Consider the following 12,356-nt stretch of genomic DNA (forward strand, 5'->3'; position numbering starts at 1 on the left):
CGCAACCAGCATGCCGGCGCGCTCGGCCACGGGCGTGAATCCCATGTTAAGCGGGCGGTGCGTCGTGATCGCAACATCATCGCCCCGCGACCCGGCTTTGACCGACAATGGCCGCACAAGTTTCCCCGGAGACCGACTTGACCAGCCAATCCCCCGACCCGGCGGCGCCGGAGATCGTCATGTACACCAGCGCGATCTGCGGATACTGCGCGGCCGCCAAGAACTTCCTCAAGAGCCAGGGCCTGTCGTGGCGCGAGGTGCGCGTGGACCTGGATGCCGACGAGCGCCAGCGTATGGTCGAGCGTGCGCGCCGCACCAGCGTGCCGCAGATCTTCGTCGGCCAGACCCACGTCGGCGGCTACGACGACATGATGGCGCTGCACCGCCAGGGCGGCTTCCTGCCGCTGGTCGAGGGCGCGGCGTCGTGAGCGGCGACCGGACCGAAGGCGAGGGCGACCGACTCGCCGAATTCACCACATTCCGCAAGCGCATGAACGAGCGCATCCTCGCCGAACCCAATCAGGTGGTGCGGCGCTTCTTCGCGCTCGACACCCAGACCTACCAGGCCGGCGCGCTCGACGTGAAGACCAAGGAGTTGCTGGGGCTGGTGGCCTCGCTGGTCCTGCGCTGCGACGACTGCATCAGCTACCACGTCGCCCAGTGCAAGGACGCCGGTGCGAGCCGCGAGGAACTGTTCGAAACGTTCTCGGTGGGCTTGGTCGTGGGCGGCAGCATCGTCATCCCGCACCTGCGCCGCGCGGTCGATTTCCTCGACCGGCTGGAGCAGGGCGAGGCCGCCGCGCCGGCCGGCCACGACCACGGCTGACCCAGCCGCGCGCCCTGTGCGCCCGGTTGCCCGGTTTGGGGCCATCTGCGCGCATCGGGCATAATACGGCGGTTTTCTTCCTTCATTTCACCCTGGCGCCGCGCGCAGCGCGGTGCCCCTGCGCAGGGACCTCCCCCCGACATGACGCACACGATTACGGTTATCCGCGGCGACGGTATCGGCCCGGAGATCATGGACGCCACGCTGCACGTGCTCGACGCGATGCAGCTGGGCCTCAAGTACGAAGACGCCGACGCCGGCCTGATGGCGCTCGACAAGCACGGCGAGCTGCTGCCGGCCGCGACACTCGAATCGATCCGCCGCAACGCCGTTGCGCTCAAGAGCCCGCTGACCACGCCGGTGGGCGGCGGCTTCAGCTCGATCAACGTCGAACTGCGTCGCCAGTTCGATCTCTACGCCAATGTCCGCCCGGCGACCTCGTTCCCGAACACCCGCTCGCGCTTTTCCAGCGGCGTCGATCTGATCACGATCCGCGAGAACACCGAAGGTTCGTACATCAGCGAAGGCCAGGAGGTGTCGGCCGACGGCGAGACCGCGGTGTCGATCACCCGTATCACCCGCAAGGGCTCGGAGCGCATCGTGCGCTACGCATTCGAGCTGGCGCGCAAGACCGGCCGCAAGAAAGTCACGATTGTCCACAAGGCCAACATCCTCAAGAGCACCTCGGGCCTGTTCCTGAAGATCGCCCGCGAGGTCGCGGCCGAGTATCCGGAGATCGAGGCCAACGAGATGATCGTCGACAACACCTGCATGCAGCTGGTGATGCGCCCCGAGCAGTTCGACATCATCGTGACCACGAACCTGTTCGGCGACATCATCTCCGACCTGTGCGCCGGTTTGGTCGGCGGGCTGGGCCTGGCCCCGGGCGCCAACATCGGCAAGGACGCGGCGATCTTCGAAGCCGTGCACGGCTCGGCACCGGACATCGCCGGCAAGGGCGTGGCCAATCCCTGCGCGCTGCTGCTGGCGGCCGCGCAGATGCTCGACCATCTGGCGCTGCCCGAGCAGGCGCAGCGGTTGCGCGCCGCGATCGTCGCCACGCTCGATGCCAAGGACGGCGTGACCCCGGACCTGGGCGGCACCGGCACCACGATGGGCTTCGCGCAGGCGATCGCCTCGCGGCTCTGAGGCCATCGGCAGCACACACGACAAGGGCGCCGTTCGGCGCCCTTGTCGTGTCCGGCGTTGCTGGGGATGACCCCGGCGCATGGCGGCTCAGTCGCGCGACTGCAACTTCGCCAGCAGGCGGAGGAACTCAACGTACAGCCACACCAGCGTGACCATCAGGCCGAACGCGCCGTACCACTCCATGTACTTCGGTGCGCCGTGCTCGACGCCGGTCTCGATGAAGTCGAAATCCAGCACCAGGTTCAGCGCGGCGACCACGACCACGAACAGACTGAAACCGATGCCGATCAGGCCCGATTCGTGGATCAGCGGCACCTCGATGTTGAACAGCCTCAGCACGATCGTCGCCAGGTAGACCAGCGCGATACCGCCAGTGGCCGCGGCCACACCGAGCTTGAAGTTCTCGGTCGCCTTGATCAGGCCACTGCGATACACCGCCAGCAACGCGAACAGCGTGCCGAAGGTCAGCATCACCGCCTGCATCACGATGCCCGGGAAGCGTGCCTCGAACATCGCCGAGATCGCGCCGAGAAAGCACCCTTCGACCAGGGCGTACATCGGGGCGGTGACCGGCGCCCAGGTCTTCTTGAATACCGTGACCAGCGCCAGGATCAGGCCGCCGATCGCGCCGCCCCAGGCATACAGCCCGAAGCTTTCCGTCGGCGTGCCGTCCGCGTTGACCGACTGCGTCCACGCGAACGCGGCTGTCAGGACCGCGAGCAGGAGCAGCAGGCCGGTCTTGTTGACCGTGCCGTTGAGCGTCATCGCCTCCCCGTCGCGGGTGACGACGCTGCCGCTGGCGAGGTCGAGGAACGTGGATTCCTGAAGCGTGGGATTGCCGCTGCGCATCGAGTAAGCCCCTGATGGTTCATGTTCGGATCGCCGGGCAGGATACACCGCGGCGTCTGGGCGGCGCGTTGACAGCGCGGCTGCGCCTTCCGACAATGCCGAGGTCCTCCGGCCCACCGGCGGGCGATTCGACCGCTCGATGTCCGGCGGGGTATAGCGCAGTCTGGTAGCGCGCCTGCTTTGGGAGCAGGATGTCGGGGGTTCGAATCCCTCTACCCCGACCACCCGGCGAGCCCGGTCGCAGCGTGTCCCGCGGGCGCCCGTAGCTCAACCGGATAGAGCACCGACCTTCTAAGTCGGGGGTTACAGGTTCGATTCCTGTCGGGCGCGCCATGGGCACGCGACCGTATGTGCATTCTCGTTGCCGCGTCATTGTCGTCACGCCGCAGCTTCGCGATCCCCAGCAGTGGCCTGTCGGCTGATAGGGCTGTAACGACGCGTGCATCGAACGCGTCGTCACCTCTGTCGGTCAGGCGTTCTCGGCCGCGGCCTGGTTGCCGCCGTGTTCTGCCAACAGCGTCAGCTTCTCGTCGGTGGCTTTTTCCTCGGCCAGCGTTTCCTGCAGCAGCTTGACCGCGTCGGTGTGGCCCAGTTGCTTCGCCAGCGCGCACAGCGTGCCGTACGACGCGATCTCGTAGTGCTCCACTTTCTGCGCGCCGCCGATGAGTGCGGCGTCGCGCAGCGGGCCTTTGTCGATCGAATCGATGACGTCCTTGCTCTCTTCGACCAGGCCTTCCATTGCGGCGCACTTGATGCGCTTCAGGCGCGCGTCCAGCAACTCGACCACACGGTCGAGGCGCTCGATCTGCAAGGTGGTCTCTTCCAGATGCGTTTCGAACGCGGCCGCCAGTGCCGGATTGTCGGCCGCACGGACCAGGCGCGGCAGCGCCTTAGCCATTTGGCGTTCGGCCGAATGGGTGTCCGAGAGTTCGTGGATGAACAATTCTTCGAGCGTCTTGACTGCCATTGCGATCTCTCCTGTGGGGTGGAGAGACTGTGTAGGGACCGCATCGTCCCGGGGGCGTGAGTCCGTGGGTCCGGTCGAATGCAATCCCTGCAGGAGTGGCGGGGAGGGGGGCGCGGAGCTTGTGTCCGGCGAAGCGCACGCCGCAGTGCGGGCAATGTGGCGGGGAGCGGCAGGTGTGTGGCACGCCTGAGGGGCGGGAAGCGAGCTGGCCGCGCCGCTTGTCCGTCATCGGGTCGAGTGCTCGTCCGGGGGCGCGACAGCGGCGCCTGTCATTCCAGCATCGGGGGCGGGCGCCGTGTCGCGGGCCGCTGGCCGTAGCCGTGCGCTTGGGCCAGGGTCAGCAGCCGTGCGAACGCGGCGGCCGCGAGCGCGGCCCGCTCCGGCGTGACCAACTGTTCGATGACCGCCTCGCGCTCGCGCCAGTGTTGCCAGAATTCCTCGATCCCGGGCGTTGCTTCGAACAGCAGCGCGAGTTCGCTTTCCCAGGCATCGAACAGGGCTTCGAGATTCTGGCGACGCATGCACCGACCGAGGAGCGCGGAGACAGATCCAACATGGGGGATCATTTCGAGACGGCGTTGTGAATGCGCCCGTCACAGGGTCGACGAGCTGCGACGATGTTGCATGGCGCTGCGCTGGAAGCGTGGTGTGGCAGGCGTCGGCGATGCGTATCTGTCGTTTCGCAACGTGGCCGGCGGAGGGGGGGCGGAGCGCCGGGCGCCTGTCGAGGCGAAGCGAGGCGACCCTCTGCCACGGCAACGTCGACAGCCAGCATGTGTGCATCGAGTCGCCTGAGCAGCAAGCAGGCGGTTGTCGACATGCCGGCGATCAGCAAGCAATGCGCTGCCATTTCGGCCGATGCCGCGCTACAATGCGCGCCCGCCGCGCGGGTCGTGTCGAAAGCATGTCGTTCGCCATGCGTTTCGGGATAGAATGCGCGGCCGCCGGGCGACCCTTGGGTCGGCAGGCGATGCGGGTCTGTGGTGGCTGTAGCTCAGTTGGTTAGAGTACTGGATTGTGATTCCAGTGGTCGGGGGTTCGAATCCCCTCAGCCACCCCACCGTTTCAAGATGCAATGCCCCTCCGGTGTTGCATCGGCGCGCAAGGCGGTATTACAATGCGCGCCCGCTTCATCGGGCCGTTAGCTCAGTTGGTAGAGCAGTTGACTCTTAATCAATAGGTCCAAGGTTCGAATCCTTGACGGCCCACCAGTTACGAAAAGCGCCCGGCACCGCCGGGCGTTTTTCGTTTGGGCGTTTGGCCGCGGGATTCGAACCTTCGGTTCGCCTGCTGCGCAGGTCCGGCCATGCGCAGCGCGCATGGCGTTCGCCCGGGCGCGAACCGGTGGTTCGCAAGCCGCCCGGGCTCACCCTTGACGGCCCACCCGTTACAAAGCGCCCGGCACCGCCGGGCGTTTTTCGTTTGGGCGTTTGGCCGCGGGATTCGAACCTGCGGTTCGCCTGCTGCGCAGGTCCGGCCATGCGCAGCGCGCATGGCGTTCGCCCCGGGCGCGAGGGGAGGGGCGGGATGGGCGCGGAGGCCGGGATCGACTACGATGCCGCCGTCCGCCAGGCGGGCACGATGCGAAAGTGGCGGAATTGGTAGACGCCCTGGTTTTAGGTACCAGTGCCGCAAGGCGTGCGGGTTCGAGTCCCGCCTTTCGCACCAGCCCAGGTGAACCCCAAAGCGGCAGACATGAAGAACGCGCGCTCGCGCGCGGGGATCGTGACGCCGCGGGCTTTTGAAGAGGGCCTTGGGAGCGCAGCGCGCCGTCGCGCGCCCGGGCCGTGACGCCGCGGGCTGTTCGAAGCTTCCCCGATGAAGAACGCGCTCGCGCGCGGGGATCGTGACGCCGCGGGCTTTTGAGGAGGGAGTTGGAGCATGGCGCGCCGTCGCGCGCCCGGGCCGTGACGCCGCGGGCTGTTCGAAGCTTCCCCGATGAAGAACGCGCGCTCGCGCGCAGGGATCATGACGCCGCGGGCTTTTGAAGAGGGCCTTCGGAGCGCAGCGCGCCGTCGCGCGCCCGGGCCATGACGCCGCGGGCCATCTCCGCAGGCGCGCCGGCGGCACGATCGCTCCCGTTCGCCGCTTGCGAAGGCGGCCACGCATCCAACCCCGCGCCGCGCCGTATCGCGCCCCCGGTCGACCTATGGCGTCCCCCCGACGCGCCGCCCGGTGGCGGCCGGCCCCCGAATCGGCCAAACTACGCCGTTCCGTCGCCAGCCGCGCAGGTCGCGGGCGGCCGGCCGCCGTCGGAACCAATTCCCAACAAGTCAGAGTCGTGCGGCGCCGTCCGCAGCGCAGGAGTGGATATGCAAGTTTCGGTCGAATCGCTGGGCACCCTGGAACGCCGGATGACGTTCCGTGTGCCATCCGAACGCCTGGAGACCCAGGTCGCTGGCCGTCTGCGCGAGATCGCGCGGACCACGCGGCTCAAGGGCTTCCGGCCTGGCAAGGTGCCGGCCAAGGTCGTCGAGCAGCGGTTCGGCGAGCAGGTCCGTGCCGAGGTCCTGGACGGCCTGCTACGCGAGGGCTTCGACCAGGGCGTGCGCGAGAACGCGCTGCGCCTGGCCGGCCAGCCGCAGATCGCGCCGTCCGAAGCCGCGGACGAGGGCGAACTGGCGTTCATCGCCACGTTCGAGGTCGTCCCCGATTTCGGCGACATCGAACTGGAGAAGCTTCAGGTCGTACGCAACACCGCCGAGGTGGCCGAGGACGACATCGATCGCATGATCGAGAACCTGCGCCTGCAGCGCCGCAGCTGGAGCGCGGTCACGCGCGGCGCGCAGACCGGCGATGCCGTCGATGTCGAGACCTGGTCGCAGATCGGCGACGAGCGCCTGCCGGCCGAGGGCGCCGAGCGCGGCGTCACCGTGCTCGGTTCGGGCGCGATGTTCCCGCAGATCGAGGAGGCGCTGGTCGGCCTGTCGAAGGGCGAAGAGAAGGCGATCGAGGTCAGCTTCCCGCAGGACTGGCGCGTGCCGCCGCTCGCCGGCAAGCAGGCCACCGTGCACGTCAAGATCGAGCAGGTGTCCGAACAGCAACTGCCGGAGGTCGATGCGGCGTTCATCCGCAGCTTCGGCGTCAAGAGCGGCGAGATGGACCAGTTCCGCACCGAGATTCGCAGCAACCTGGAGCGCGAGCTCAAGGGCGCGCTGATGAACCGCCTGCGTCGCGAGGTCGGCGAGCAACTCGTCGCCGCGTTCGCGCACGTCGAGCTGCCGCCCAAGCTGGTGGAGGCCGAGGCCCGGTCGCTGCTGCGCCAGACCGTCGAGCAGGCCCGCCGCAACGGCCAGAACCCGAATGTGGGCGAGGATGCGCACACCGGGTTCATGGAGCCTGCGCGCAAGCGCGTGCTGGTCGGGCTGTTGGTGGGCGAGGTTGCGCGCCGCAACGAGCTCAAGCTCGATCCCAAGCGCGTGAACGAGACCATGCGTCTGATCGCCTCCACCTACGAGGAGCCGCAGCAGGTCATTGAGATGTACCGCAACGACCCCCAGCTGATGTCGGGGCTGCAGAACCGCGTGATGGAAGAGCAGGTGATCGACTGGATCGCCGAGCGCGCCCAGCACACCGAGCAGCCGCTGTCCTTCCAGGACGCCATCGCCCCGCAGGGGTAAGTGGCGTCCGTCCGTCCGGCCCAACGGGGCCGGGCGTCCCTCCCGACACGGAACGATTGATGAGCATCGAAACCAAAGCCCTCAACCTGGTGCCGATGGTGGTCGAGCAGACCAGCCGCGGCGAGCGCGCGTACGACATCTACTCGCGCCTGTTGAAGGAGCGCGTGATCTTCCTGGTCGGCGGCATCGACGACCATATGGCCAACGTGATCGTGGCCCAGTTGCTGTTCCTCGAGGCGGAGAACCCCGAGAAGGACATCAATCTGTACATCAACTCGCCCGGCGGCGTGGTCACCGCGGGCATGGCGATCTACGACACCATGCAGTTCATCAAGCCGGACGTGAGCACGATCTGCGTCGGCCAGGCGGCCAGCATGGGCGCGCTGCTGCTGGCCTCGGGCGCGGCGGGCAAGCGTTATGCGTTGCCCAATTCGCGAGTGATGATCCATCAGCCGCTGGGCGGCTTCCAGGGCCAGGCCACCGACATCGACATCCATGCCAAGGAGATCCTGTCGATGAAGCAGCGTCTCAACGAGATCATGGCCCACCACACCGGCCAGCCGTTCGAGACGATCGCCCGCGATACCGAGCGCGACAACTTCAAGAGCGCGCAGGCCGCCCGTGAGTACGGCCTGGTCGACCAGGTGCTCGAGCGCCGTCCCGACGAGACGATCACCCCCGCCTGACGCTCCAAGTCATTGATTCATCAGGCATGAGAGCGCCGGTGCCGTCCCTGAGGGCGGCGCCGGACGCTGTGTTATTCTCGAAACGTAACCGCAATATTGATTTGGCGAAGGCATGAGCGAAGACCGTCAGGGTCGTTCCGGCGACAGCAACAAGATCCTCTACTGCTCCTTCTGCGGAAAGAGCCAGCACGAGGTGCGCAAGCTGATTGCGGGCCCCAGCGTGTTCATCTGCGATGAGTGCGTCGAGCTCTGCAACGACATCATCCGCGAGGAACTCGAGGAGAAGGCGCAGTCGGCGCGCAGTTCGCTGCCCAAGCCGCGCGAGATCCTCGAGGTGCTCGACCAGTACGTGATCGGCCAGAAGCGCGCGAAGAAGACGCTCGCCGTGGCCGTGTACAACCACTACAAGCGCATCGAGAGCCGCAGCAAGAACGACGAGGTCGAACTGGCCAAGTCGAACATCCTGCTGATCGGTCCGACCGGGTCGGGCAAGACGCTGCTGGCCGAGACGCTGGCGCGCCTGCTCAACGTGCCGTTCACGATTGCCGATGCGACGACGCTCACCGAGGCCGGCTATGTCGGCGAGGACGTCGAGAACATCATCCAGAAGCTGCTGCAGAAGTGCGACTACGACGCCGAGAAGGCGCAGCAGGGCATCGTCTATATCGACGAGATCGACAAGATCTCGCGCAAGAGCGAGAACCCGTCGATCACCCGCGACGTGTCGGGCGAGGGCGTGCAGCAGGCGCTGCTCAAGCTGATCGAAGGCACGGTCGCCAGCGTGCCGCCGCAGGGCGGACGCAAGCATCCGCAGCAGGAGTTCCTGCAGGTCGACACCAAGAACATCCTGTTCATCGTCGGCGGCGCGTTCGCCGGCCTGGACAAGGTGATCCAGCAGCGTTCGACCGAGGCCGGCGGCATCGGTTTCGGCGCCAAGCTCAAGAGTTCCGAGCGCAAGGCCGACACCGGCAAGGTGCTGGCCGACGTCGAGCCCGAGGACCTGATCAAGTTCGGCCTGATTCCCGAGTTCGTCGGCCGCCTGCCGGTGGTCGCCACGCTCGAGGAACTGGACGAGCCGGCGCTGATCCAGATCCTGACCGAGCCCAAGAACGCAATCAGCAAGCAGTTCCGCAAGCTGTTCGAGATGGAGGGCGTCGAGCTGGAGTTCCGGCCCGACGCGCTGTCGGCGATCGCCAAGAAAGCGATCAAGCGCAAGACCGGCGCCCGCGGGCTGCGTACGATCGTCGAATCCGTGCTGCTCGACACCATGTACGAGCTGCCGTCGCTGGAGAACGTCAGCAAGGTCGTGGTCGACGAGTCGGTCATCGAGCACAAGTCCGAGCCGTACCTGATCTACGAGACCCCGGTCGCCGAGCAGAAGGTCGCCTCCTCGGGCGAGTGATCGACGCAGCCGGAACGAAACGTTCCGGCTGCCGTCCCGTTCAGCGTCGGCGCCCGGACAATGCCCGCCAGTAAGCGCCGCGATCGGATCGATCGCGGCGCTTTTGCGTGGGAGCCGGCCGATCCGCTTGCATCCGGCGCCCGCGCGCCCCATAAACGACTGGCCCCCAGGCGGCCTCGTCCGGCCGCCGGGCCGGCGCCGCCGGCCGGACGCGATCTTTCAAGGAACCCCCCCATGAGCTCACGCGCCACTCCCGACACCTACGATCTTCCGGTCCTGCCGTTGCGCGACGTCGTCGTGTTCCCGCACATGGTGATCCCGCTGTTCGTCGGACGCGACAAGTCGATCCGCGCGCTCGATGTGGCGATGGAGGCCGACAAGCGCATCCTGCTGGTCGCGCAGAAGTCCGCCGACATCGATGACCCGGGCGCGGACGACCTGTATCAGGTCGGTACGCTGGCCCAGGTGCTGCAGTTGCTCAAGCTGCCCGACGGCACCATCAAGGTGCTGGTCGAGGGCACCGAGCGCGTCTCGCTGCGCGACATCCGCGAGCACGAGGGCGCGCTGTTGGGCGCCGGCGTGCCGTTGAGTGCGGTCGAGTCGCGCGAGCCGCGCGAGGTCGAGGCGATCGCGCGCTCGCTGATGGGCCTGTTCGAGCAGTACGTCAAGACCAATCGCAAGCTGCCGCCCGAGTTGCTGCAGACCCTGGCCGGCATCGATGAGCCCGGCCGCCTGGCCGATACGATCGCCGCGCACCTGGGCGTGCGCCTGGCTGACAAGCAGCGGCTGCTCGAGTCGGCCGATACCGCCGACCGCCTGGAGCTGCTGGTCGGCTTCGTCGACGGCGAGATCGATGTGCAGCAGATGGAAAAGCGCATCCGCGGCCGCGTGAAGTCGCAAATGGAGAAGTCGCAGCGCGAGTACTACCTCAACGAGCAGATGAAGGCGATCCAGAAGGAGTTGGGCGAGATCGACGATGCGCCCAACGATATCGAGGAGCTCGCCCGCAAGATCGCCTCGGCCGGCATGCCCAAGCCGGTGGAGGCCAAGGCCCGCGCCGAGTTCAACAAGCTCAAGCAGATGCCGCCGATGTCGGCCGAAGCCTCGGTCGTGCGCAACTATCTCGACTGGCTGCTCGGCGTGCCGTGGAAGAAGCGCAGCAAGGTCCGCAAGGATCTCAAGGCGGCCCAGGACACCCTCGATGCCGACCACTACGGCCTGGAGAAGGTCAAAGAGCGCATTCTCGAGTACCTGGCCGTGCAGACGCGCGTCAAGCAGATGAAGGGCGCGATCCTGTGCCTGGTCGGCCCGCCCGGCGTGGGCAAGACCTCGCTCGGCCAGTCGATCGCCAAGGCGACCAACCGCAAGTTCACGCGGATGGCGCTGGGCGGTGTGCGTGACGAGGCCGAGATCCGCGGCCATCGGCGCACCTACGTCGGCTCGATGCCCGGTCGCATCGTGCAGAGCCTCAACAAGGTCGGCACCAAGAACCCGCTGTTCCTGCTCGACGAGATCGACAAGATGTCGATGGACTTCCGCGGCGACCCGGCCTCGGCGTTGCTGGAGGTGCTCGATCCCGAACAGAACCACACCTTCAACGACCACTATCTGGAGGTCGACCTCGACCTGTCGGAGGTGATGTTCGTCGCGACATCCAACTCGCTCAACATCCCCGGCCCGTTGCTCGACCGCATGGAAGTGATCCGCATCCCGGGTTATACCGAGGACGAGAAGCTGAACATCGCCACGCGCTACCTGCTGCCCAAGCAGCTCAAGGCCAACGGCCTGAAGGCGGCCGAGCTGACGATCTCCGAAGGCGCGATCCGCGACATCGTGCGCTACTACACGCGCGAGTCGGGCGTGCGCAACCTCGAGCGCGAGATCGCCAAGGTCTGCCGCAAGGTCGTCAAGGAGATCGCGCTGGCCGGCCCGGTGCAGACCAAGGGCAAGAGCGTGAAGGCGATCAAGGCGGTCAAGGTCACCGAGAAGAATCTCGACAAGTACTTGGGCGTGCAGCGCTTCGATTTCGGCCGCGCCGAACAGGACAACGAGATCGGCCTGGTCACGGGCCTGGCCTGGACCGAGGTCGGCGGCGATCTGCTGCAGATCGAGGCCACGCAGGTGCCGGGCAAGGGCCAGCTGACGCTGACCGGCCAACTGGGTGATGTGATGAAGGAATCGGCGTCGGCGGCGATGTCGGTCGTGCGCGCGCGTGCCGAGCGGCTCGGCCTGGAGCTCGACGCGTTGCAGAAGCACGACATCCATGTACACGTGCCCGACGGCGCGACGCCCAAGGACGGTCCCAGCGCCGGCATCGCGATGGCGACGACGCTGGTTTCGCTGCTCACGCGCATCCCGGTGCGTGCGGACGTGGCGATGACCGGCGAGATCACGCTGCGTGGGCGCGTGACCGCGATCGGCGGCCTGAAGGAGAAGCTGCTCGCGGCGCTGCGCGGTGGCATCAAGACCGTGATCATCCCCGAGGAGAACCGCAAGGACCTGGCCGACATCCCGAAGAACGTCACCCAGGGCATGAAGATCGTGCCGGTGAAGTACATCGACGAGGTGCTCGACCTGGCACTGGAGCGGCCGCTCCCGCCGCCGCCCTCGGCCAAGCCCGAACCGAAGAAGGCGCGTTCGAAGGTGGTGCCCAAGAATGGCGGCGAGGTCCGGCGCACGCGCGTCAAGCATTGATTCCGACGCAATACGCATGACGAGGGCCGCAAGCGATTGCGGCCCTTTTTTATGGGCGTTTCCCGGCCGCCTTCAAAACCGGCAAAACCGGGGTCAGAGGGCAAATTAGCGGGGCGAAAATGCACACAGGACCCCGGGCTGGCGGGGGTGCGGGGCGGGCGGC

Annotated in this window: 9 protein-coding genes, 5 tRNA genes and 1 pseudogene; 12 read left to right on the plus strand and 3 right to left on the minus strand. The window is 67.0% G+C overall.

All coding sequences use genetic code 11. The annotated features are described in order from the left end of the window. Positions 1-179: 179 nt before the first annotated feature. The 3 genes from grxC to ABE487_RS12175 all read left to right on the plus strand — a co-directional run bounded on the left by grxC (position 180) and on the right by ABE487_RS12175 (position 1,975). On the plus strand, positions 180-428 hold the full coding sequence (grxC, locus tag ABE487_RS12165) for a glutaredoxin 3 (protein WP_183425979.1): 249 nt from the start codon (positions 180-182) through the stop codon (positions 426-428). Continuing rightward, a complete protein-coding gene (locus ABE487_RS12170) occupies positions 425-826 on the plus strand; it encodes a carboxymuconolactone decarboxylase family protein (RefSeq protein WP_346442184.1) in 402 nt (133 codons plus the stop codon). The genes grxC and ABE487_RS12170 overlap by 4 nt, the downstream gene beginning before the upstream one ends. A 141-nt stretch (positions 827-967) precedes the next feature. Beyond that, positions 968-1,975, plus strand: a complete 1,008-nt coding sequence (locus ABE487_RS12175) for an isocitrate dehydrogenase (RefSeq protein ID WP_346442183.1) — start codon at positions 968-970, stop codon at positions 1,973-1,975. A gap of 87 nt (positions 1,976-2,062) precedes the next feature. On the opposite strand, the gene ABE487_RS12180 is transcribed toward ABE487_RS12175, so the two are convergent. Beyond that, entirely contained in the window at positions 2,063-2,824 is a 762-nt protein-coding gene (locus ABE487_RS12180) for a Bax inhibitor-1/YccA family protein (protein WP_346447931.1), read from the minus strand. A 147-nt stretch (positions 2,825-2,971) separates the two neighbouring features. On the opposite strand from ABE487_RS12180, the gene ABE487_RS12185 reads away from it, so the two are divergent. Beyond that, positions 2,972-3,048: transfer RNA gene (locus tag ABE487_RS12185), tRNA-Pro, on the plus strand. Positions 3,049-3,080: 32 nt separating this feature from the next. Continuing rightward, positions 3,081-3,157, plus strand: a tRNA-Arg gene (locus ABE487_RS12190). 136 nt (positions 3,158-3,293) lie between these two features. Here ABE487_RS12190 and ABE487_RS12195 read toward each other — a convergent pair. Then, positions 3,294-3,791, minus strand: coding sequence for a DUF892 family protein (locus tag ABE487_RS12195; protein WP_346442181.1), 498 nt, complete (start codon positions 3,789-3,791; stop codon positions 3,294-3,296). A 269-nt stretch (positions 3,792-4,060) separates the two neighbouring features. Further along, complete coding sequence (locus ABE487_RS12200; RefSeq protein ID WP_346452206.1) at positions 4,061-4,312, minus strand: hypothetical protein; 252 nt, start codon at positions 4,310-4,312, stop codon at positions 4,061-4,063. Positions 4,313-4,774: 462 nt separating this feature from the next. Here ABE487_RS12200 and ABE487_RS12205 point away from each other — a divergent pair. From ABE487_RS12205 to lon, 7 genes and pseudogenes are all read left to right on the plus strand, one after another. Further along, positions 4,775-4,851 (plus strand) — tRNA-His (locus tag ABE487_RS12205). A gap of 75 nt (positions 4,852-4,926) precedes the next feature. Next, positions 4,927-5,002: transfer RNA gene (locus ABE487_RS12210), tRNA-Lys, on the plus strand. Positions 5,003-5,374: 372 nt separating this feature from the next. Continuing rightward, positions 5,375-5,459: transfer RNA gene (locus ABE487_RS12215), tRNA-Leu, on the plus strand. Positions 5,460-6,103: 644 nt separating this feature from the next. After that, positions 6,104-7,411 (plus strand): trigger factor, encoded by a 1,308-nt coding sequence (gene tig / locus ABE487_RS12220; protein WP_346442179.1) that lies wholly within the window; start codon positions 6,104-6,106, stop codon positions 7,409-7,411. A 59-nt stretch (positions 7,412-7,470) separates the two neighbouring features. Continuing rightward, the gene (gene clpP, locus ABE487_RS12225; protein ID WP_346442178.1) at positions 7,471-8,097 is read left to right on the plus strand and encodes an ATP-dependent Clp endopeptidase proteolytic subunit ClpP; all 627 of its coding nucleotides are present in this window, start codon (positions 7,471-7,473) and stop codon (positions 8,095-8,097) included. Between the two features lie 112 nt (positions 8,098-8,209). After that, positions 8,210-9,499, plus strand: coding sequence for an ATP-dependent Clp protease ATP-binding subunit ClpX (gene clpX, locus ABE487_RS12230; protein ID WP_183425696.1), 1,290 nt, complete (start codon positions 8,210-8,212; stop codon positions 9,497-9,499). Positions 9,500-9,733: 234 nt separating this feature from the next. Further along, positions 9,734-12,094 (plus strand): annotated as a pseudogene (lon, locus tag ABE487_RS12235) (endopeptidase La); the annotation flags it as partial. Positions 12,095-12,356 lie beyond the last annotated feature (262 nt).

The sequence above is a fragment of the Luteimonas sp. TWI596 genome (genome assembly GCF_039674105.1).
Taxonomy (GTDB): Bacteria; Pseudomonadota; Gammaproteobacteria; order Xanthomonadales; family Xanthomonadaceae; genus Luteimonas.